The organism is Mycobacterium sp. (genome assembly GCF_035633495.1).
Lineage (GTDB): Bacteria > Actinomycetota > Actinomycetes > Mycobacteriales > Mycobacteriaceae > Mycobacterium.
Genome location: NZ_DASQEU010000173.1, coordinates 1 through 21,618, shown reverse-complemented (window position 1 = coordinate 21,618; position 21,618 = coordinate 1). Strand labels below are relative to the sequence as shown.

20 protein-coding genes and 4 pseudogenes are annotated in these 21,618 nt (G+C 66.6%); 11 read left to right on the top strand and 13 right to left on the bottom strand.

Annotated elements, in window-relative coordinates:
* Positions 1-24: 24 nt before the first annotated feature.
* From VET27_RS25300 to VET27_RS25290, 3 genes are read left to right on the top strand one after another with little or no spacing between them, the layout of a single operon-like run.
* Positions 25-1,209 carry a polyamine ABC transporter substrate-binding protein gene (locus tag VET27_RS25300; RefSeq protein WP_526522613.1) on the top strand — a complete coding sequence of 395 codons (1,185 nt, stop codon included), beginning with the start codon at positions 25-27 and terminating at the stop codon, positions 1,207-1,209.
* Between the two features lie 9 nt (positions 1,210-1,218).
* On the top strand, positions 1,219-2,094 hold the full coding sequence (locus VET27_RS25295; protein WP_526522611.1) for an ABC transporter permease: 876 nt from the start codon (positions 1,219-1,221) through the stop codon (positions 2,092-2,094).
* The gene (locus tag VET27_RS25290) at positions 2,091-2,954 is read left to right on the top strand and encodes an ABC transporter permease (protein ID WP_526522609.1); all 864 of its coding nucleotides are present in this window, start codon (positions 2,091-2,093) and stop codon (positions 2,952-2,954) included. The genes VET27_RS25295 and VET27_RS25290 overlap by 4 nt, the downstream gene beginning before the upstream one ends.
* 379 nt (positions 2,955-3,333) lie before the next feature.
* Here VET27_RS25290 and VET27_RS25285 read toward each other — a convergent pair whose 3' ends face one another.
* The 4 genes from VET27_RS25285 to VET27_RS25270 all read right to left on the bottom strand — a co-directional run bounded on the left by VET27_RS25285 (position 3,334) and on the right by VET27_RS25270 (position 5,868).
* Positions 3,334-3,495, bottom strand: coding sequence for a hypothetical protein (locus VET27_RS25285; RefSeq protein ID WP_526522607.1), 162 nt, complete (start codon positions 3,493-3,495; stop codon positions 3,334-3,336).
* 285 nt (positions 3,496-3,780) lie between these two features.
* The gene (locus VET27_RS25280; RefSeq protein WP_526522605.1) at positions 3,781-4,137 is read right to left on the bottom strand and encodes a hypothetical protein; all 357 of its coding nucleotides are present in this window, start codon (positions 4,135-4,137) and stop codon (positions 3,781-3,783) included.
* Positions 4,138-4,155: 18 nt separating this feature from the next.
* Entirely contained in the window at positions 4,156-5,022 is an 867-nt protein-coding gene (locus VET27_RS25275; RefSeq protein ID WP_526522628.1) for an EamA family transporter, read from the bottom strand.
* An 81-nt stretch (positions 5,023-5,103) separates the two neighbouring features.
* Entirely contained in the window at positions 5,104-5,868 is a 765-nt protein-coding gene (locus VET27_RS25270; RefSeq protein ID WP_526522626.1) for an acyl-CoA thioesterase domain-containing protein, read from the bottom strand.
* Positions 5,869-5,884: 16 nt separating this feature from the next.
* On the opposite strand from VET27_RS25270, the gene VET27_RS25265 reads away from it, so the two are divergent.
* Positions 5,885-6,829, top strand: coding sequence for a LysR family transcriptional regulator (locus tag VET27_RS25265; protein ID WP_526522603.1), 945 nt, complete (start codon positions 5,885-5,887; stop codon positions 6,827-6,829).
* A gap of 150 nt (positions 6,830-6,979) precedes the next feature.
* Here the strand turns inward: VET27_RS25265 and VET27_RS25260 are convergent, their stop codons facing one another.
* The gene (locus VET27_RS25260; protein WP_526522635.1) at positions 6,980-7,204 is read right to left on the bottom strand and encodes a hypothetical protein; all 225 of its coding nucleotides are present in this window, start codon (positions 7,202-7,204) and stop codon (positions 6,980-6,982) included.
* A 42-nt stretch (positions 7,205-7,246) separates the two neighbouring features.
* Here VET27_RS25260 and VET27_RS25255 point away from each other — a divergent pair, with 42 nt between their 5' ends.
* Entirely contained in the window at positions 7,247-7,366 is a 120-nt protein-coding gene (locus VET27_RS25255; RefSeq protein WP_526522602.1) for an ANTAR domain-containing protein, read from the top strand.
* Between the two features lie 28 nt (positions 7,367-7,394).
* On the opposite strand, the gene VET27_RS25250 is transcribed toward VET27_RS25255, so the two are convergent.
* Entirely contained in the window at positions 7,395-8,801 is a 1,407-nt protein-coding gene (locus VET27_RS25250; protein ID WP_526522600.1) for a xylulokinase, read from the bottom strand.
* 51 nt (positions 8,802-8,852) lie between these two features.
* Between VET27_RS25250 and VET27_RS25245 the strand changes: the two genes are divergently transcribed.
* From VET27_RS25245 to VET27_RS25235, 3 genes are all read left to right on the top strand, one after another.
* The gene (locus VET27_RS25245; protein ID WP_526522598.1) at positions 8,853-9,656 is read left to right on the top strand and encodes a tat pathway signal sequence; all 804 of its coding nucleotides are present in this window, start codon (positions 8,853-8,855) and stop codon (positions 9,654-9,656) included.
* Between the two features lie 68 nt (positions 9,657-9,724).
* On the top strand, positions 9,725-10,645 hold the full coding sequence (locus VET27_RS25240) for a DoxX family membrane protein (protein ID WP_526522596.1): 921 nt from the start codon (positions 9,725-9,727) through the stop codon (positions 10,643-10,645).
* Between the two features lie 29 nt (positions 10,646-10,674).
* On the top strand, positions 10,675-11,145 hold the full coding sequence (locus tag VET27_RS25235) for an RDD family protein (RefSeq protein ID WP_526522594.1): 471 nt from the start codon (positions 10,675-10,677) through the stop codon (positions 11,143-11,145).
* Between the two features lie 13 nt (positions 11,146-11,158).
* Here VET27_RS25235 and VET27_RS25230 read toward each other — a convergent pair.
* Positions 11,159-12,560 (bottom strand): annotated as a pseudogene (locus VET27_RS25230) (GntP family permease).
* Complete coding sequence (locus VET27_RS25225) at positions 12,561-13,058, bottom strand: gluconokinase (RefSeq protein WP_526522592.1); 498 nt, start codon at positions 13,056-13,058, stop codon at positions 12,561-12,563. It lies immediately after the preceding pseudogene.
* 135 nt (positions 13,059-13,193) lie between these two features.
* Between VET27_RS25225 and VET27_RS25220 the strand changes: the two genes are divergently transcribed.
* Positions 13,194-13,901 carry a FadR/GntR family transcriptional regulator gene (locus tag VET27_RS25220; RefSeq protein ID WP_526522590.1) on the top strand — a complete coding sequence of 236 codons (708 nt, stop codon included), beginning with the start codon at positions 13,194-13,196 and terminating at the stop codon, positions 13,899-13,901.
* 23 nt (positions 13,902-13,924) lie between these two features.
* Complete coding sequence (locus tag VET27_RS25215; RefSeq protein WP_526522588.1) at positions 13,925-14,812, top strand: SCO6745 family protein; 888 nt, start codon at positions 13,925-13,927, stop codon at positions 14,810-14,812.
* Here the strand turns inward: VET27_RS25215 and VET27_RS25210 are convergent.
* The 4 genes and pseudogenes from VET27_RS25210 to VET27_RS25195 all read right to left on the bottom strand — a co-directional run bounded on the left by VET27_RS25210 (position 14,809) and on the right by VET27_RS25195 (position 20,629).
* A pseudogene (locus VET27_RS25210) lies at positions 14,809-15,103 on the bottom strand (YnfA family protein). The gene VET27_RS25215 and the pseudogene VET27_RS25210 overlap by 4 nt on opposite strands.
* A complete protein-coding gene (locus VET27_RS25205; RefSeq protein ID WP_526522586.1) occupies positions 15,103-17,085 on the bottom strand; it encodes a DUF7064 domain-containing protein in 1,983 nt (660 codons plus the stop codon). Before VET27_RS25205 ends, VET27_RS25210 begins: the two are co-directional and overlap by 1 nt.
* An 11-nt stretch (positions 17,086-17,096) precedes the next feature.
* Positions 17,097-19,075: pseudogene (locus VET27_RS25200) on the bottom strand (primary-amine oxidase).
* 45 nt (positions 19,076-19,120) lie between these two features.
* Positions 19,121-20,629 carry a carboxylesterase/lipase family protein gene (locus VET27_RS25195; protein WP_526522584.1) on the bottom strand — a complete coding sequence of 503 codons (1,509 nt, stop codon included), beginning with the start codon at positions 20,627-20,629 and terminating at the stop codon, positions 19,121-19,123.
* 77 nt (positions 20,630-20,706) lie between these two features.
* On the opposite strand from VET27_RS25195, the gene VET27_RS25190 reads away from it, so the two are divergent.
* Positions 20,707-21,405 carry a hypothetical protein gene (locus VET27_RS25190; RefSeq protein ID WP_526522582.1) on the top strand — a complete coding sequence of 233 codons (699 nt, stop codon included), beginning with the start codon at positions 20,707-20,709 and terminating at the stop codon, positions 21,403-21,405.
* A gap of 7 nt (positions 21,406-21,412) precedes the next feature.
* Here VET27_RS25190 and VET27_RS25185 read toward each other — a convergent pair.
* Positions 21,413-21,618 (bottom strand): annotated as a pseudogene (locus VET27_RS25185) (HNH endonuclease); the annotation flags it as partial.

The following is a 21,618-nucleotide window of genomic DNA, read 5'->3' as shown; positions in this document are numbered from 1 at the left end:
AGCAGAACCACGAAAGGCACCTCCATGGCGAACGAGATCGACCCCCGCCTGATGTCCCGGATCACGTCGTCGCGCACCTCGCGGCGACGATTCCTCGGGGGCGGCGCCGCCGCGGCGGCCGCGCTAGGGCTGGGCGGGTCGTTCCTCGCCGCATGCAGTTCGTCCAGTACGCCCGAGTCAGCGGGACCGTCAGTCACCGAAGGCCCGGCCACTGGCACGCTGCGCGTCTCCAATTGGCCGCTCTACATGGCCGACGGATTCGTCGCCGCGTTCCAGCAGGCGAGCGGTCTGACCGTGGACTACAAGGAGGACTTCAACGACAACGAGCAGTGGTTCGCCAAGGTGAAGGAGCCGTTGTCGCGCAAGCAGGACATCGGCGCCGACCTGGTGGTTCCCACCACCTTCATGGCCTCGCGCATCCAGCAACTCGGCTGGCTCAACGAGATCAGCGACGCCGGCTGGTCCAACAAGGGCAATCTGCGAAGCGATCTACTCGAGGCGAGCGTCGACCCGGGCCGCAAGTTCAGCGCTCCCTACATGTCCGGTCTCGTCGGCATCGCATACAACAAGGCGGCCACCGGGCGCGACATCAAGACCATCGACGACATGTGGGATCCCGCGTTCAAGGGCAAGGTCAGCTTGTTCAGCGACTCCCAGGACGCGCTCGGCATGATCATGATGTCGCAGGGCGCATCGCCTGCCGAGCCGAACTCGGACGCCATCAAGAAGGCCGTCGACCTGGTCAAGGAGCAGAAGGACAAGGGCCAGATCCGCAGGTTCACCGGCAATGACTACGCCGATGACCTCGCGGCGGGCAACATCGCCATCGCGCAGGCCTACTCCGGTGACGTGGTGCAGTTGCAGGCCGACAACCCCGACCTCGTATTCGTCGTTCCGGAGTCCGGCGGTACTACCTTCGTCGACACCATGGTGATCCCGTACACCACGCAGAACCAGAACGCGGCCGAGGCGTGGATCAACTACGTCTACGACCGGGCGAACTACGCGAAGCTCGTGGCGTTCGTCCAGTACGTGCCGGTGTTGTCGGACATGACCGACGAACTCAACAAGATCGACCCGGAGCTCGCGGCCAACCCGCTGGTGAACCCGCCGAAGTCGACGCTGGACATGGTCAAGGGCTGGGCGCCGCTCACCGACGAGCAGACCCAGGAATACAACACGCTGTACGCAGCCGTCACCGGCGGCTGAGGGTCGGCGATGGCAGGTGTAGCCAGTAGTAGTCGCCAGCGGAGCAAGATCGCTCCGTATCTGATGGTCCTGCCGGCGCTCGCATACCTCGCGCTGTTCTTCGTGGTGCCGTTCTGGTCTCTCATCCGTACGTCGTTGTCGTCGATGAGCGGCTCGGTCTTCCTTCCGACGCTGTCGTTCTCGTGGAACTTCGCGAATTACAGTCACGCATTCACGGCGTATCAGGACCAGATCATCCGGTCGTTCACCTACGCGTTGATCGCCACGGTGGCGTGCATCGCGTTGGCCTACCCGCTGGCGTACGTGATCGCATTCAAGGCTGGGAGGTACAAGAACCTCATCCTCGGCCTGGTCATCCTGCCGTTCTTCGTGACCTTTCTCATCCGGACCTTGGCATGGAAGACGATCCTCGCCGACGACGGATGGGTGGTGAGCGCGCTCGGCGGCGTCGGATTGCTACCCAGTGAGGGCCGGCTGCTCTCGACCAGTTGGGCCGTGATCGGCGGCCTGACCTACAACTGGATCATCTTCATGATTCTGCCGCTGTACGTGAGCCTGGAGAAGATCGACCCGCGCCTGTTGGAGGCCTCGCGGGACCTGTACTCGAGCAACGCTCGTTCCTTCGGCAAGGTGATCCTGCCGCTGTCGATGCCCGGCGTCCTCGCGGGCAGCCTGCTCGTATTCATTCCGGCGGCAGGCGATTTCATCAATGCCGACTATCTGGGTAGCACACAGACGACGATGATCGGCAACGTCATTCAGAAACAGTTCCTGGTGGTCAAGGACTACCCGGCGGCGGCTGCGCTGAGCTTCGTGCTTATGGCTTTCATTCTGGTCGGCGTGCTGCTGTACACGAAGGCGCTCGGTACGGAGGACTTGGTATGACGCTTCCCGCGGGACCTCTGATCGTCGACGCCGTGGAGAAGACCGAGGCGCCCAGGCCACGTCGTAGCCTGCGCCGCTTCAACTTTGGCGACGTCACCTTGCGCGTCGTCGCCGGACTGGTGCTGCTCTACCTCTTCCTCCCGATCTTCGTCATCATCCTGTTCTCGTTCAACCACCCGGCGGGCAAGTTCAACTACAGCTGGCAGGGCTTCACGTTCGACAACTGGTTGAACCCGTTCAAGTACCCCGCGCTCACCGACGCGCTGAAGTTGAGCATCAATGTTGCGGCAGTCTCCACGGCCATCGCTCTGGTGCTCGGCACACTGGTGGCCATCGCGCTGGTGCGCCAACGGTTTCGGGGCAGCAAGGCGATCGACACGTTCCTCGTCCTGCCGCTGACCGCGCCCGAGGTGGTGATGGGCGCGTCGCTGCTGGTGCTTTTCCTCGACTTCGGGTGGGCGACCGGTTACGTCACGATCCTGATCGCACACATCGCGTTCGAGGTCAGCTTCATCGCGATGACGGTCCGTGCCCGCGTCCGTGGGTTCGACTGGACGCTCGAGGATGCGTCCATGGATCTCGGGGCCAGCCCCATCCGCACATTCTTCAAGGTGACACTGCCGCTCATCGTTCCCGGCATCGTCGCCGCCGCGATGTTGTCGTTCGCCCTCTCCCTCGACGACTTCATCATCACCTACTTCGTCAGCGGCTCGACGGTGACGTATCCCCTGTACGTGAACGCCGCCGTCAAGGCAGCCGTCCCGCCTCAGATCAACGTCCTTGCCACCGCGATCCTGCTGATCAGTTTGTTGCTCGTCGGCATCGGAACGCTTTACCGCCGCAAGCGAATCGACGCCTGAGCCGCCCTCAATCGCGGCGAGAGCGTGCGGGGATCGGGTCCGCAGAGTGAGCGAGGGTGGTCCCCAACCCGTTGCCGCCCATGGTTAATCCGGGCCATCTCGACGACGATCGAATCGACTTGCTCAGGCTCGCCGTGAACCGTGAACGTCCGGCGATCCCACCACATCATCTTGGTCTGGTACCGCTCGTCCGGATAGGGCGTCGCGGGGATGGGAGCGACCACCCCGCCCGAGGAACGCCATTGTTCGAGGACGTGGGCCGCGGACGTCGCCATGAAGTAGTCAACGCCGAAAGGTGCCATGGCGTGAAATCCGCTGCGGGCGATCAGCTTTGCCCTGTGTCGGTTGTTTGAATCGTCGGCTGCCAGCCACGCCGCCTTCATCTCGACCACACCGCAGGGATGCGGTCGGCGATCATGCTGCGGACCACGGACTCGCCGGCCCAGCCCTTCCATTCGACGACGGCGTGCGATTCGTCGGGAGACGTCAGCGGACCCTTGGTCCTGACACCTCCGACGACGCGTCCCGCGATATCGGTCATCGCCCAGAACAGAGCGGTGTCGCTTGCGCAGTGCGCAGGATCGCCGTCGAGCGCATCCCCGACCCCGAACCGTGCGTAACTCTTGACGGCGCCCTCGTGGTAAGCGGCGAACAGTTCAGGTACTGCACTCGGTTCGGCAATGGTCAGGGTGGAAGAACTGGCCAGTGGCTTCCATGCGCGGAAGCGTCGCGATCCGCACGTAGCTGCCTGGATCGAAATGGGTTGCTGACACTCGTCGGCGTGTCGCTGGTGCGACCGGGCGCCGGCTACTTCACGGGACTCAGATCAGGATGCGTCGAGCTGGACCGTGACGGAGACCCGGCCACGCTCGTCGCGGTGGGCGACGGCGTGTCCCGTGCGGTCCCGTCCGTCCAGTCCGACCAGCGTGATCGGACCTCCCCCGCGGAGGAAGTTTCGCCACCATTCCTTCGCATCGGGCATCCCGACGGCGATGATGATCGATTGACCGGAGCGGCGGTACCCGACCGGGATCTCGAAGGTCTGGCCCGAGCGACGACCGACGTAGCGGATGGTGACAAGTCCGCGCCGCACCAACCTGCCAATCAAAGGCAGGTCCATCGATGCAACCGCCAGCTTGTTGACCAACCGGACGAATGCATTGTCGGAGAATCCCCGTGCCATCCTCCCGAGGATAGCTACTCAAATGACGTCGACGCGGATCGGTGTTCTGGCGCCGGCGCGCGCGGCGCCGATCCCCGCGATGACGACGAGGCAGATGCCGACCACACCCGCTCCCCCCGGTGTCTGCGACAGCATCACGAAACCGACCGCCATGGCGAAGGCGGGTTCGAGGCTCATGAGGGTTCCGAACGACGCCGTGGTCAGCCTGCGGAGGGCCATCAACTCCAAGGTGAACGGGATCACCGGCAGGAGAATGGCGAGACCGATTCCCAGTAGCAATGTTTCGGGCGTGACACGCGGGAGCACGGAAGATCCGACGACGAGGGTGGAGAACACGGCGGCCACGCCCATCGACACCGCCAATCCGTTCACGCCCTCGACTCCATCCCCGACCCGTTGGGTCAGCAGAATGTAGCTGCCCCAGCAGACGGCGGCGGCCAACGCGTACAGCACGCCGATTAGATCAATGGCGTCCGCCCACGGCTGGGTCAACAGCACGACACCGGCGGCGGCCAGCGCCGGCCAGACGAACCGATTCCTGCCCCTGCCCTGGATGACCGCGACGCCCAGGGGGCCGAGAAACTCCAAGGCGCTGGCCGTACCCAACGGAATCCGGGCAACGGCGGCCATGAAGAGAAGGGTGACTGCCGCGGTGACGACGCCGAGGACCACGCACGTCAGAAACATGATCCTGGTGAACGCCGACGGGCGCGGTCGAACGATGATCAGCAGCAGCACGCCAGCCCACGCCAGCCTCAACCACGCGACTCCCTCGACGCCGATCCGGTCGATGAGGCCAAGAGACAGCGCCAGACCGACCTGCACGCACAGCATCGACGCCGTCGCCATCGAAACCCCGGTGCGGGCCTGGTTCATGGTCACCATTGCATTGAATGGCACCACTACCGTTCGCGTCCACGTGATATTTCAGGACATACCGTTCACACATTGCGAATGGTCGAGGCGTCAGCGCGTCCGCGACGGGAACGGGTCGTCGGTGAAGTCGATCTGTGCGGCGGGGTTGCTTACGGCGGTAACCATGCCCGACCCGAAGGGCCCGACGCTGTCGAACAGGGTGGCCGTGCCCACGGCGATCCCGTCCTGCGCCCAGTGGGAGTCGGCCTGAACCCCGATCCACTCGTCGCACGGGAGGCGCGCGAACCCGACGGTGAGATCGCCGTTGATGTATCCGACCCCGGCACTTCCGAGATTGGTCACCAGACTGGTGCCCTCTGCGACCATGGCCGCGTCGACGAACGGTCCGTTGCGCTGACCCGCGACGACGTCGACGGACCTGTTCATGAAGCGCTTGCGCGACGCGTTCTGGTGTCGGCGATCGCGTCGGACCAGCCCCTTGTCACTCCCGATGCGCGTATAGCGCGTGTCGTCGACGTCCGGACGGGGAAAATCCATTGCGGAGCGCCACTCTTCGCCCTTCGGCGCCGATGAGCGGCGGTATTGCACCAATGTGGCGCGGACCACCGGACGACCGTCCTGAACGAGCTCGCACTCGGAGTTGCGCACCCGCCTGCCGTCGCGGACGAGACGCGTGGAGACCACCGTCGGCATCCCTCGTGCGGCCTTGAACAGGTCGACGGTGAGCCACGCAGGCATGAACCCGTCGTCACCGTGCCGACCGTCGAGGGCCCACGCCGCCAGCCCGACGAGGGCGGGTCCTCGGCGATGTGCGTGAAGTGTGCCGGGCGTGCGGTCATTCCGGAATCGTCGCATGGCGGACAATGGCCGCGTGGACACCCGGCGACTGCAGCTGTTGCTCGCGCTGTCCCGCCTTGGATCGATGCGTGCAGTCGCCGAAGCGCACCACCTCACCACCTCGACGGTGTCCCAACAGATCGCTGCGCTCGCCAAGGACGCCGGGGTGGCGCTCATCGAACCCGAGGGCCGGCGCGTCCGCCTGACACCCGCAGGTCGTCGGCTGGCCGACCACGCCGTGACCATCCTCGCTGCCGTCGATACGGCGCGCCTCGACCTCGATCCCGATGCGGAGCCTGCGGGCACGATCCGCGTCGGCGGGTTCGCCACCGGCATCCGGGTGTCGCTGCTCCCCGTCCTCGCGCAACTGGCCTCGAGCCACCCTCGGGTCGACGTGATCATCAGCGAGTACGAGCCCGCCGAAGCATTTCGCCTGCTCGTCGACGACGATCTCGACCTAGCCCTCGTATACGACTACAACCTGGCGCCCGCGTCGCCGGACCCAGCGCTGGACACCATGCCGTTGTGGTCGACTCCTTGGGGACTCGGCGTTCGCGTCGGCGATACCGACGCCGACTCCGCCGATCTGCACGATTACGCCCACGCTGCATGGATCGTCAACTCCCGCAACACCGCCGATGAAGACGCGGTGCGTACGCTGGCCGCGCTGACGGGGTTCGCACCCCACATCGCGCATCAGATCGACAGTCTCGATCTGGTCGAGGATCTCATCCTCGCCGGGTACGGTGTCGGCTTGCTGCCGCTCAACCGACCCGTCCGCGACGGCGTTACGGTCCTGCGGATCGCCGAGCCGGCCATCATCATGACGGCGTACGCCGCGACCCGTTGTGGGCGCGCGAACTGGCCACCGCTACGCCTCATCCTGGACGGCTTGCGCCCTCGGGGAGCCGCTCTACCTCAACACAGCTGGCCGCGACCGAACGCCGGCGACGTGGTTGGTTCCTGCGGTGGTGGGTAAGTCGTTCCCATCAGCGCAGCGCGACCGACGGGAAGGGCCAATATGACCAATGGCGATGTAGAGGCAGAATCGGACGCCGAAGCCGATCCGAAGGTCGCGGGTGCCCGCGAAGGAAAACACGGCCAAGGTGACGGTAGCTATGTCGGCCGCTCAAGCAGCGACGACGATTTCGACGCCGGGGAAAGCGGAGCGGAAGCCCGTAGTCAACAGAAGTAGCGCGGTTAAAGAATCAGAGCCGTTGTCTCCCCATGACGTCGGCATCGCCCAGGCCCTTGCCGACATCGCGACGATTGGCATCTTGCACGAAAGAGTGTTGTCCCATTCCGCCGTTCTCACCGCGCAGTTGCAGACCGCATTGAACACCAGGTTGGTCATCGAGCAGGCCAAGTGCGTGCTCGCCGAGCGAGGAAGCTCGACATGGACGAAGCGTTCACCTCATTGCGTGCGCACGCGCGGGACACTCGTCGTCGGCTGGCCGAACTCGCCCGCGCGGTCGTGGACGGTGGCGAGGCGGACGCGGTCCTGCCACGGACGTAGGGGTCGGAACCAAGGCCATGCGAACGCGTCAGACTCGGTGCTGCCCCAGCGTCAGCGGTTGCGCTGCCCGATAGCGATCGAGCACCTCGGGCGTCGGCTCGGCGGTGTAGGACGCCGTCACGCCGTACGTCCACGGCGGGGGCGTCGCCGCTTGAGACAGGGTCCAGGCAGCCTGCCGGGCTGCGCCCAGCGCGACGTACTCCCCGGGCGTCGGCACGTGGACGGGCTTGCCGAGGACTGCGGGGGCGACGCGGCGAACGGCCTCCGATCGTGCACCTCCGCCCACCATGATCACGCGTCCGAGCTCGATGCCCTGACGGGCAATCTGCTCGACGCAGAACTCGATCGAGGCGAGCAGGCCTTCGACCGCGGCGCGGGCAACGTTGGCAGGCTGCAGGTTTCGGGTCGTGACACCGTGCAGCGCTCCCGCCGCGTCAGGCAGGTTGGGTGACCGCTCGCCGTCGAAGTACGGCACCAGGGTCAACCCGTCGGCACCAGGGGGCGCGGACAGTGCGAGCCGGTCGAACTCGTCGAAGTCCACGCCGAGCATCCTCGCCACCGCGGCCAGGACGGGTGCGCCGTTGAGCGTGCACACCAGTGGCAGCTGACGCCCCGTGGCGTCGGCGAACCCGGCGACCAGCCCAGCGGCGTCGTGCGGAGCGGAATCGCCGACCGCGCTGACCACTCCGGAAGTCCCCAGCGAGACGACGCAGTCCCCGGGGCCGACCCCGAGGCCGAGGGCCGCAGCGGCGTTGTCCCCCGCCCCGGGTCCGAGCACGGCCCCGGTCGTGGTCCGACCGGCGGCGTCGCACGGTCCGAGGACCGGCGGCACCGTCGGACGACGCCCGCGCATGGCCAGCTCGAGGAGGTCGGGCTGATAGCTGCTGTCCTCGGCGGCGAAGTAACCGGTACCGCTGGCGTCGCTGCGGTCGGTGCGGATGTCGGCGACGTCGGTCGAGCCGCTCAGCCGCCACGTCAGCCAGTCATGCGGCAGGCAGACGGCGGCGGTCGCGTCGGCGTTCTCGGGTTCGTTGTCGGCCAGCCAGCGCAGTTTCGCCGCGGTGATCGACGCGACGGGAACCACTCCAACACGGGCCGACCATTCCGCAGGCCCGCCGAGCTCCTCGATCAACGCCGCAGCGGCGCCGCTCGACCGAGTGTCGTTCCACAGCAGCGCATCTCGCACGGTGTCGCCTGCCGCGTCGAGGCAGACCATGCCATGCTGCTGGGCGCCCACCGAGACGGCGGCGACGTCGTCGAGACCGCCGGCCGCAGCCGCAGCGTCGCCGAGCGCTGCCCACCATGCGGCCGGGTCGACCTCGGTGCCGCCGGGATGCGGCGCCGAACCCGAGCGCACGGTGTCACCGGTTTCGGCGTCGCAGATCACGACCTTGCACGACTGGGTGGACGAGTCGATTCCCGCGACGAGGCCCACGCCGTCCTCCTTCGATTCTTGAAACCCCCACCCTAATGCGAAGGTGTTCGGATGAAATGGCCTCTGGTCGCCGCCGCGGTGATCGTCCTCGGATGCGCAGGATTGACGACGCCACCGACTGCAGTCGCGGACGATCTCCAGGCACGCGTCGCTGCGGCGGACGCCTATCTCGCCACCCGCCCCGGTTCGGTCGGTTACGTGCTCCGGGATCGCGCGACCGGCGCGACGTATCGCAACGCGCACGCCGGCGATCTGGTGTGGACGGCGTCCACGATCAAACTGGCGATGGTCGTCGACCTCTTGACGCGTGCCCGAGCAGGCGCGATCTCACTGACGGACTCGGACCAAGCCCACATGGCCGCGATGATGCACTCGTCGAACGACGACGCCGCCGACGCCTTGTGGTCGCGCTTCGGCGGCCCCGATCACATGGGGTTCAACACCGACTTCCCGCGCTACGGCATGACGGATCTCCAACCGCAGAAGGGGTTCGCCAGCATCTACCCGTACTTGGGATTCCAGAAGTCGACGGCGAACGACCTCGACCGACTCATCAACTACGTACTGACCAGGCTCGACCCCGCCCAGACCTCCGCCATCGTGTACGAGCTGCAGAACGTCGCCCCCAACCAGCAGTGGGGGGTTTGGGGCGCGGGCCCCGCGATGGCTCCCGGCAACAAGGACGGGTGGTCTTTGGAGCAGGGCGGATGGGTCACCAACTCAGTCGGCTTCGCCGGAACGGGTCAGCGATACACGCTGGCCATGATGAATTCGCTCGGCGGCGCGGGTGACTACGACGACGGTGCCGCCACGACCACCCGCCTCAATCCACCTGACGAGGGTCGACCGCGCTGATCGTTCGGAAGCTCTTTTCGCCCCTCAAGTCAGGGTTTGGAACCTGCCCTACTGGGTATCATCCGCGCATGTTGATTCGACGAATCGCGCGTCCCATGCTGGCCACCACCTTCATCACCCGTGGTGTGGAGGCGTTGCGGAGTCCCAAGCCTGCCGCTGATGCCGCCCGACCCACTCTGGAGGGCCTGAGCAAGTTGCCGGATCCCGTCGGCCCCAACGTGCCAACCAACGCCGAGACCGTTGCCAAGGTCACCGCAGGCGTCCAGATCGGCGCTGGCCTGCTCCTCGCCGTGGGCCGGCTGCCGCGTCTGTCGTCGGCGGCGCTGGCCGTCAGCGTCGTCCCGGGAAGCCTTGGTGGCCACGCGTTCTGGAACGAGACCGATCCCGCCCGAAAGGCAGCTGAGCGGCGGGCGCTGTTTACTGACGTCGGCCTCATCGGCGGCCTGATCATCGCCTCCGTCGATACCGAGGGCAAGCCCTCGCTGGGATGGCGCGGCCGACGCGCCGCGCGCAAGGTGACGGAGAGGGTTTCGGGCGTTCTGCCGAGTGCACCGGATGCTCCGAACGCTCTCATCGACAGCGAGCTGGTCGACCGGGTCGGGCAGGGACTCCACATCGGCGCGGAGCGCGGCCGCGAGATCGCCCACGTCGCGCTGGAGCGCGGTGCCGAGCTGGCCGACGTCGCAGTCGAACGCGGCACGGAGTTCGCCGACGTTGCACGCGAGCGCGCGCCCCAGCTTGCCAAGAAGGCTCGCAAGCGCGGTACCGAACTCGCGTTGCTCACGCAGGACCGCAGTGCGGAGTTGGCCGATCTCGCGCAGAAGCGCAGCGCCAGGTTGGTCGACGTCGCCCGCGACCGAGCGCCCGAACTCGCCAGCGTCGCACGGGATCGTGGCGCCGACCTCGCCACCGCGAGCCGCAAGCAGGCCGAGCGCGCCCGCAAGGACGTCAAGCGTGCGCAAAAGGAGCTCGAGAAGCGCGCACGCTGAGGGCACTCGCTCCCCGGTAGATTGACTTCATGACTACCGGCGGCTTCGACCCGCAATACGGCGCGCCTCGATACAACCGGGTCGAGGCGGGCGCACTGCTGCCCCGCTTCTTTGCCAGGGTGATCGACGGCATCCTCGTGGGCATCGTCGGCACCATCGTCGGCATCGTCACCGACACGTGGTCCAACATCGCGGTGACGGGCCTGTTCACGGGCCTTCTGATGTTCGTCTACTTCGTGGCGTTCGAGGTCACTCAGGGGTGGACGCCCGGCAAGAAGTTGCTCGGGCTGAGCGTCCACGGACCCGCGGGGGCTCCGAAACCAGACTTCCGGCAGTCCGCGATCCGCAACGCGTTCACTCTGCTGCCCATCGTCCCGTTCGTCGGCGGACTGCTCGGGGTCATCGCCATCATCGTGATCGCCGTGACCATCAGCGGCAGCCCCACCAGACAGGGCAAGCACGACGAACTGGCGGGCGGCACCCAGGTGGTCAAGGGCTGAGGCCCGCCGGCCGTCAGATCACCAGATCCAGCAGGAGCACCACGACGAGACCGCTCACGGACAGGACGGTCTCCATGATCGACCACGTCTTGATCGTTTGGCCGACGTTAAGCCGGAAGTACTGGTTGACCAGCCAGAAGCCTGCATCGTTCACGTGCGAGAAGAACAATGAGCCCGCGCCGACGGCAAGGACCACCAGCGAGACCTGTCCGGTGGGCATCCCTGCGACCAACGGGACGATCAGGGACGACGCGGTGATGGTGGCGACGGTCGCGGAGCCCGTCGCGAGCCTGATGAGGACGGCGATCACCCAGCTCAGCACGATCACCGAGATACTGGCACCCTCAGCCCAACGAGCGAGCAATGTGCCAATGCCGCTGTCCACTAGCACCTGCTTGAATCCACCGCAGGCGGCGACGATCAGGATGATCCCGGCAACCGGCGGCAGGCCGGACTCGATGCACTTGGTGATCTCGTTGCGCCCCATCCCGGCGCCGCGGCCGAGGGTGACCATGCCGACGATGACGGCGATGAGGAGCGCGATCAGCGGGGTGCCGAGCGTGTCGAAGACCTGCCGCAACAGGTTGGACTTGTCGTCGATGAAGATGTCGACGAGCGCCTTGCCGAGCATCAACACGACGGGCAGCAGCACGCTGAAGAGCGTGATGCCGAACGACGGCCTGCGTTGGTTCTCGCCTTCGGCGAACCGGTCACCGTCGAAGGTGTCTGGGGCATCGACGACCACCAACCGCCCCGCCAGCTTCCCGAACAGTGGACCGGCGAGGACGATCGTCGGGATCGCCACCACGACGCCAAGAGCCAGCGTGACGCCTAGATCCGCACTCAGCAGGCCCGATGGCGGTCAATGGCCCTGGATGTGGCGGCACGAAGCCGTGCATGGCGGAAAGACCTGCGAGAGCCGGGATTCCGACGGTGATCAGCGACAGCTGCGACCGCCGGGCGACCAAGTAGATCACCGGCATCAACAGCACCAGACCGATTTCGAAGAACATCGGCAGGCCGATGATGGCACCGACCAACGCCATCGCCCATGGCAACATTCGCGGTGACGCATGGCCGACGATGGTGTCGACGATCTCGTCGGCGCCGCCGGAATCGGCCAGGAGTTTGGCGAACATGGCACCGAGGGCGATGAGGATGCCGACACTTGCGGCGGTGCTCCCGAACCCGTCGGAGAACGACTTCAAGACCGTTGTCAGGTTCTCGCCGGCGACCACACCAACCGTCAGCGCGCCAAAGATCAAGGAGAGGAACGGATGCAGCTTCACCATGGTGATCAGCACGACGATCACCGCGATGCCCGCGAGGAAGGCGAGAACGAGCTGACAGCCGGACGCGACCGGCTCGGCAAGCTTCGGCGCGTCGTCGGCGAGAAGTGCAATTCCTGAAATCATCTACTTGTCTCGCCTAGTCAGCGATACGTATTCGTCCACGATGGAATCGATGTCCTGGTCGACGTTGATGTCGACGCCGTTCTCGTCGGCCGTCAGCGGCTCGAGGGTCTCGAACTGCGACGCCAGCAGCGACGCGGGCATGAAGTGGCCCGGCCTGCTCGCCTGCCTGCGACCGATCAGCTCGGGCGTCCCCGCCAGATGCAAGAACTCGACGTCGGCGCAGTGGTCTCGTAGTTGATCTCGGTAGGCCCGCTTGAGTGCCGAGCAGCTCATCACGCCACCCTCGGGGTGAGCGGCCAGCCACTCCCCGATCGAATCCAACCAGGGTCGCCTGTCGTCGTCATCGAGCGCGTGACCAGCGGTCATCTTCGCGATGTTCGCCTCGGGGTGGAAGTCGTCCGCGTCGGCGAAGGGAACGCGCAGACGTTGTGCGAGCGCCGCGCCCACCGTGGACTTACCGGAGCCCGAAACACCCATCACCACGATTGGTGACGCCATCGCCCACCTCCCGATCGTTTTACCCAGTTGTGCTTGGCATCACATAGAGTGCCTCAATAATCTGATTATTGTAAACATACGCGCCAAAGATATGTCTTTAAATCAGTCAGCAAACTTTATGACAAGATGTATGACGTGGCCGCACCCGGAAACGTCAGCGCCTTGCACGACAACGTGCTGACCGGAATCGGTGCCGAGATCGTGTCGGGCACGCTGCCCGCGGGCGGGGTCATCAACCTCGAGGGAGTCGGCGCGCAGTACGGCGTGTCCCGCAGCGTGGCCCGCGAAGCCGTGCGGGTGCTCGAATCGATGGGCCTCGTGGCCTCCCGCCGCCGCGTCGGCATCACCATCCAACCCGCGAATCGGTGGAACGTCTTCGACCCGAGGGTTATTCGATGGAGGCTGGAATCCGGCGACTGCACAGCGCAGTTGGTGTCGTTGTCTGAACTGCGTCGCGGATTCGAACCGACCGCGGCAGCACTGGCCGCCCGCCGTGCCGATCCGCATCAGTGCCGCATCATGGCGGCCGCCGTCTCGGACATGGTGATGCATGGCCGGTCGGGCGATCTGGAGTCGTACCTGTTGGCGGACAAAGTCTTCCATCAAACCCTGCTCGAGGCTAGCGGGAACGAGATGTTCCGCGCCCTCAACGGTGTCGTCGCCGAGGTACTGACCGGGCGCACCCGTCACGGCATGATGCCGGAGAAACCGAACCCGGTCGCCATCGCGCTGCACGACGAAGTCGCCCGTGCGATTCGCATGCGCGACGAGGACTCCGCGGAGCGCGCCATGCGGGAGATCATCGACGAAGCGATGAGCGACGTCAGTTCGTCCGAGGAGTGAACGATCGGTGGTTGACTACCACCGTGAGCAGAACGCCGACGACGGCCCGCAGACTGTTCGATCGCTTCGAACCCGTCCATGCGCTGACGTACTTCGCACCCGAGTCCCGCGACGCGCTCGAGCAGGCTGGTTTCCGCGGATTCTGGATGGGCTACTTCGGGGCACGGTCCGCTCCGTTGGGCCCGGTCGCCGCAGACGTCGTCACCGCCGTCTTCTACAACTTCGCGCCCTCGCACGTGGCACGTGCGCTGCCCGCCGCGTGGGATCGAGCGAGGCCCGCGGATGCGCTACGGGCACGTGAGGCCTCGGCCGTGGCAGCCCTGCGGCGCTGTGGAGTCACCGGTGGCGACGCGGTGCGCACCGCCGCCGACCTGTTGGCCAAGGCCGCCGCCAACGCTCCGCTGGATGGCCGCCCGCTCTTCGCGGCGAACCGGGCCCTGCCATGGCCGGACGATCCCGTCGCGCGACTCTGGCACGCCGCCACGCTGCTGCGCGAACAACGCGGGGACGCACACGTCGCGGTCCTCGTCACCAACGGAATCGGCGGACGGGACTGCAACGTCCTGCACGCGGTGGCCGACCGGGTACCCCGGGACTTCATCATGGCTAGCCGCCGGTACGACGACGAGGAATGGCGCGCATGCGCCGACCGGCTCACCGCGCGAGGGATCCTCGATGACGAAGGCGCACTGACGGATTCGGGACGCGATTTCAAACAGCACCTCGAGGACTCGACCGACGAGTTGTCCCTGCCGGCGTTCGACGCACTCGACGACGCCGAGCTCGAATTGCTGTTTCGCACGCTCACTCCGATCACCAGGGCGGTGATCGGCGCCGGCGACATTCCCGCCGCGACGCCCATGGGCCTCCGCCGGGACGACCTCGAAGACGACGGCGCGCGCCTGGTCTAGCGCGGCGCGTACATGATCAGGCCCACGCCCAGCAGGCAGACGGTCGCGCCCGCCACGTCCCAGCGGTCGGGCCGGAATCCGTCGGCGACCATCCCCCACAGCAGCGAGCCCGCGATGAAGATCCCGCCATACGCGGCCAGCACCCGCCCGAAGTGCGCGTCGGGCTGGAATGCCGCGACGAAACCGTAGGCCCCCAGGGCGAGCACACCCGCGCCCACCCAGAGCCAGCCAGGCGCCACCGATCTCCGATAGCGCCGCCACCACGAAGAGCGCGATTGACTTGAGGACCATCACGATTGGTTGCGGTTCCACTCCACCCAGCCGACGCCGGTGCGGCCGTCGGCCGTGGTGACGGTGCCCCAGGCGCGCGGGAACCTGCTCACCCGGCCGTCGGTCGACGTCAGGAGTACGGGAGCATGCCCACGCACCTCGAAGGTCGCGGTAGTATCGCCGGGCGACAGCTCGAGTGTCGTCCCGAGCGGTAAGTCGTTGTCGCCGAGGGTCTCCCGGGCCACCACGGACTGCAGCTCGACGAGCTCACCCGCGCGCTGCGAGTACCCGACGCCCAACGGTGGCATTCCAGAGATCCTCATGTCGACCCCGTGCAGGTGCGTGCCGTCGTCGAGGTGCAGGGCGCTCCACACCCACTCCATGCTCCACCAGTCCCGCGCTGCCCACGAATGGTCGCGCTGACCGGCGACGTCGGCGAAGGTGAACGAACGACCGTCGGCGGTCACCGAGCCCGACACCGTGCACGGGATCTCGTAGCGCGGCGAGATGCGGTACAGGTACGGCACGCCCGCCGTGGTCCACGTCAGATCCAACTCGACGTCCACGCGACGACCCGATTCGCCGCGCAACAGCGCCGCCGGATCGTCGTAGGCCTCACCCCGTCCTCGAAGCGAAACCTGGTAGGACTGCAGCGGTTCGACGGCATCGAGTCTTAGGTCGATGTCGTCGGTGCGGACGTGGGTGTGGTCCGTGGGCAGCTCGGCCTCGAAGTCGAGGACGGCGATGGTCGGCATGTTCGGGCCGCACAGCAGCGCATTGATCCAGGCGTGGCCCTGGTTGGGTATCAGCCCGAGCCGAAGCCATCCGCCGACGTCCTGGCCGGGGTCGGCGAAGTCGAAGTATCTGCTCTCGCTCCACATTGCCTCGTCAGTCGGGGTGTGCGCGCCTTCGTCATCTGAATTGGGCTGCAACGGTTCCGGCGTCGAGGGCTGCGGGAGGATGGCCAGCGCATCGGTGTCGATGACGTTCTGGCAGTGCCTCTCGATCATCGTCATGAACATCCGGTCCCCGCGCTCGGTCCGCGCGACCAGCATCGGCGACACGATCGACATCATGACCCCGAAGAAGCTCTGGTGTCGCACGCCCTCGCGGACGTCGTCCATCGTGACGGTGACGTCCGGTCCGAGCGCTTCGTGATAGGCGCGCAGCAGCGCGTCGCCGTGGTCGCGGCGCTGCTGGACTGGCAGCGCACATCCGAGGAAGTAGGCGACGTCGGTGAAGGCCGGTCCCCAGGTGACGGTCTGCCAGTCGACGACCGTGAGCGGGCGATCGGCGCCGTCCTCGCCGAAGAGCATGTTGTCCAGGCGATAGTCGCCGTGGATCAGCCCCTGCGGTCGGCCCGACGCGGCCTCGGCAGCGATGTTGGCGTCGAACGTCGCGACCAGTCGTTCGCACACCTCGCGATGTTCGGGTGCGATGTCCTCGCGGTAGCGGTCGATGAACCCCGCATACAGAGCAGCCATCAGACCCTGGCTCAGCGGCGACTCCCGGTTGATCCACTCGGCGCCTGCCAGGGCGGCGTTGCCGAGTAGGGGCCCGTGGACCAGGCCGAGCTGAGCCAACGCCAGTGTCGCCTGTTCGATTGTGGCGCCACTGATCTCGTCGCCGACGACCGCCGGTGCGGCGTCACCGAGCACGAGGTCGAAGACACCGGTGTCCGGGTCGTAGGCGGCGTGATGGCAGGGCGCCACGGGGCCGTGCAACCCCGGCGCGATGTCGGTGTAGAACCGCACCTCCCGCTCGTAGAGGCCCATCGCCAGACCGGTCTGCCTGCTACTGGAATCGGCGGCGGCCACCTTCAGCACCACCGAGGCGGGACCCTCCTGGCCGTCGGCGTAGGTGAGCGCAACGCGGTAACACTCACTCATCTGGCCAGTGCCGATGCGGTCGAACGTGAAGCCGGAGACGTCCCCCGCTCCGATCGCGGTGGTCAGCCAGTCAGCCGTGAGGTCGGTGGGTCGTTCGATGAGTGAGGCGTCCACGTGGTCAAAGGTTAGTCATCGCGGGCGTGGCAGGCGTCGGATTCGGCGGCGCGCACGTCCAGGGACGGGTTGCGGTCGAAGAATCCAAACGGCTTGAGCCAGAAAGACACGATGTCGACCGGCATCACCGGCCAGTCCTCGGGACGGGTGATGTGGTGCAGCCCGAACACGTACCAGAGCACGACGTCGGTGTCGACGATCGATCGGTCGGCCTTGGTCCACTGCCCCAAACCCGTGTCCTCGACCGACTGATTGACGAATTCGCCTGCGGGCCAACGCTCGTCGGCAGCGTTGGGCGTGACCCATAGCGTGTGTCCGATCACGTTGGCGCGCTTCAACACTGGTGACGCGGGGTCGAACATCGGCGGGATCGCGCCGCCGGGCACCAGCTTGTAGGCGGGATGGGTGCCCACACCGTTGGTGACGTTGGTGTTGACGACTTTCCAGGTGCGCTGCGTGGCGAAGTCGAAGTCCTGCTTGCCCTCGCTCTCGGTGCGCAGTGGGACGTTTCGCATGACGAGGGACAGTCCGTACGGATTGTCGGGACCCATGGGCTCGGCGTAGGACTCGGACATGAACACGGTGTTGTCGCCACCGTCGACGTCCATGTCGAGTCGCGCGACCAGGAAGTGTTGATGGAACGGCGCATAGGTGCGCTCGTCGACGAGGGTCCCGTTCGGATTCGGCGCGCCGGACGCGAGTGGCGTGGTGACCATGATGCCGGTGGCCCGGACCTCACACTCGATGTTGCCGTCCTGGTAGAGCCGCCAGTAGACGAGGTACTCGTAGTTGGCGACCGTCACGTGGAACGAGATCGTCAGGCGACGGATCCGTCGTACCTCCGCGCCCGCGTCGTGGTCGACGTGCTTCCACAGCACGGCACCGTCCTCCTCGTGGATGCAGATGGCGTTGGCGATCGTGTACGGCTTGCCCTTGCTGTCATGCATGACGGCGTCGAGGTAGCGGATCTCGCCGAGGCAGTCGCAGCCGAGTTCGAGCGAGGTCGTCATGAACCCCAGGCCCCACTCACCGATGTCGAATGCGGTGCGGCGGTAGTGATCGGCTGACGAGTCGCGGTACGGCACGATCATCTCGGCGAACGACATCCGATGGGCAATCGAGCGCTCGCGATCGCCGTCGCGGTACCGCACCGTATGCAGCGTCATGCCCTCGCGATAGTTGAAGCCGACACGCAGCGACCAGTTCTGCCACTGCAGGAGATTGCCGTCGAGCGTGAACGACGGCCCCTCCGGCTGAGTAACGAGCAGGGGCTTCAGCGGCTCCCGGGTCGACGCTGCGCGGATACGCTCCGGGACGTGCCTCGGCACGTATTCGCCCATCACGTCGGGGGTTTCGACTCCCCCGCCGGAAAACGGGCCACCGTCTTCTACCCGCAGCACCTCCATGGTGTTCAGGTCGATGACGCAGTGCAGGCCGCTCACCAGGTGTGCGTAGAGATTGGCACCGGGTGCACTCTTGCGCCACGTGTCCGACCAACCCAGCCTGCGGTCGCGGTACTCGGGCGGCGCGACGGCATCGCCGAACGTCCAGGTGTCCATGAAGACGTTGTCGAGATCGGTGATGCCCCGTGCGGCGAGCGCAGCGACCATGTCTGGATGCCGGCGCAACACCTGATCGCATTCGAAGAACTCGTCCACGGTGAAGTTCGCCTGCACGCCGGGGATGTGATCGAACGTTTCGACGGATCGTCGCTTAGCGAGACCACGCTCTTGTAGGTGGCGTTGGCCGACCTGTTCAGGCAGATGGCGGTCGCGCGACGCGCGGGCACGGTGCCGTCCTCCTCGAACGTGCGCAACTCCTGCTTGCTGGGCTCCACCAACTCGATCGAGGCGAACCGCCAACCCCGCTCGGAGGTTGCCGAAGGTGCCGCCCCAACTTCGTGCTCGCGGTGCAACAGCGCAGCGACAGCGGTGAACTCGTCGGTCGACAGCGGATCGAGGGGGTGCGTCACGTCACCACTCGACCACATCGGCCGCGGACCCGCAGGGGGATCACGAGAAACCCGCGACCGGCCTCAGTTCGCTGCCAGCGTGAAGCCCTCCCACGCCCGTCGCCGGTCGGCGTGGGGGTCGTACTCGAGGTGCGAGTGCCGGTCGAAGACCATCACCGCGCGCTCGTCCGCGGTGTACTCCGGCCACCCGTCGCCAGGCATTCCGGTGCGGCTGAACTCCCGCCACCTGGCCTGGACGTCGTTACTGACCCGGCGCGCCGAGCGGCGGTCGGCGGCGGCGGTCATCAGCGAACCGAACCGGGTTCGGTAGATGTCGAAGACGGCGAACAACTCGGTGGCGTGCGTGGCGCCCAACCCCGACCAGTGGAAGGTGCGCGGCGCGTAGTCGTACCGGTAGACGTAGGTTGGCGCATGTCGGCCGTGCGCACTGGCGATCTGCCACGCCGCGGTTCCGAAGGCGAAGTCGCCGCCCAGCCGGATGCAGGCACTCGGACTCGGGTAGCCGGGGTAGGCCCCGGTGATCCGGTCCCGCGACTCGACGTCCAGGTCGGCCAGGAGCAGTCCGATCGTGGACTCGGTCATCGGCAACAACTGCATGAAGCGGGTGAACAACCGAGCCTCGTCGGCATTGGTACCCACGATGAGGGGGACCGGGTGCGCAGTACCGTCCCGCATGGCCTGTAACGGGTCCTGCGGCAGGAATTCGGTGTCATGGGTCGGGCCGACGACGAACGCGCCGCGCATCTCCTTCATCCCATGTCTCATCACCGTTTCGAGCGCGTCGACCAGTTCGGAGGGTCGCGCCGCCATCACCGCGGCGGCGCCGTCCTGCTCCTCGACCCCGAGAACGCCGACGAAGTCCGCGGCGAAGGCCGCGGCGACGTCCGGCGGGCCTGCCATGCCGCTCGCCGGACTCTCGGATATGGCCTGCGCGAACAGCCCTTCGGCCGCAGGCACCGCAAGCAGCGTCGCGACGGCGTGCGCACCGGCGCTCTCGCCGAAGATCGTCACGTTGTCGGGGTCGCCGCCGAACACCGCGATGTTGTCGCGGACCCACCGCAACGCCAGGACCAGGTCGCGCAGGAAGAGGTTGTCGTCGATGGGGTGCTCCGGCGTCGACAGCGCGGAGAGGTCCATGCAACCCAGCGCCCCGAGCCGGTAGTTGACCGACACGTAGATGCAGCCACGTCGCGCCATGGAGGCACCGTCGTAGATCGGCGTCGCCGAGCTGCCGAGGATGTACCCGCCACCATGAATGAAGAACATCACCGGCAGCGGCTCGTCCGATGGGGTCTCGGGCGCAACGACGTTGACCGTCAGACAGTCCTCGCTCATCGGCTGATACCTGCCGACGCCGAGCAGCGTGTACCTCTTCTGCTGCGGAGCGCAGTTGGAGAATCCGTGGCAGTACCGGACGCCGGACCACCGCTCCACCGGCTGAGGGGCACGGAGGCGCAGCCGCCCCATCGGAGGACGGGCGAAGGGGATCGATCGCCAGCGGTGGACACCGTCGACGGTGAATCCCTCGATGACTCCACTGTCGATGGTCACGCGAATGGTGCGATCGTGCATGACCCGACGTTAGCGAAGTACTGCGGACCCGACGTGCCTGACGTGCCGTCCCGATTGCGCCCGCTACCCTGGTCGACATGCGAATCGCCCTACTCGTCGCCGCATCCGCCCTGGTAGCGGGCTGTTCCACCGGCACGGGAGGGTCGGCGGACCAGACCGGACCGACGGCAACGGCGAGCACCCCGACGAGTTCGCAACCCCCGCGCACCTCGATGCCGACCGCGACGAAGCCTTCGCTGGCGCCCACCTCCCCTCCTGCACGGGGTGCCGCGATCGGCGACGTCATTCGATGGATCGAGGCGGGAACGCCCGCCGATGCCGCCGGCTACCACTCGATGACCCGCGGCGGGGAATCGACGGCCCTCGGCGAAGGCATGGCGTTCGTCACTGCGGGGACCGAGGCCAATTGCGTGACCAACCGCTATCAGGACGGCGCGCTGGCGTGCCTGGTGAAGCTGACCGATCCGCCGCCGCGGCCGTCCGGAATAGAGTCGGCGTGGAAGGACAACTGGGTGGACTTCGCCGGCACCACGGTCGACGTCGGGTCGCCGCACGGCGATCCGGGCCCGTTCGGCGACGGCACCGGCGCGGAGTTGCCTGCCGGACAGACCTTGGCGTTCGGCGACTACCGGTGCCGCGCCGATGCGGCCGGCCTGTTCTGCGTCGATTACGCGCACCAGACGGCGGTCAAGTTGAGCGCGGGCGGCGTCGAGCCGTTCGGGTGTCTCCAGAAGACGGCTCCGCCCGCGGAGATCGGCTTGCGGTTCAGCTGCTGAGCCGCGCTTAGGCGGCGGGTCTGGCGAGGTGGATGCCCACCCTGAACTCGACCTCGCTGAGTTCCATCGTGATCGGGCCAGGAAGCGGCGGCGCCGTGGAGAGATGCCGGGCCCCGGTGGGGGTGGTGAATTCGGCTGTGTGGCAGCCAGTTTCATCACTGGTCGCCGTCACGGTCCAACCGGGGGCTTCCTTGACGTAGTTGCAGCGCTCAC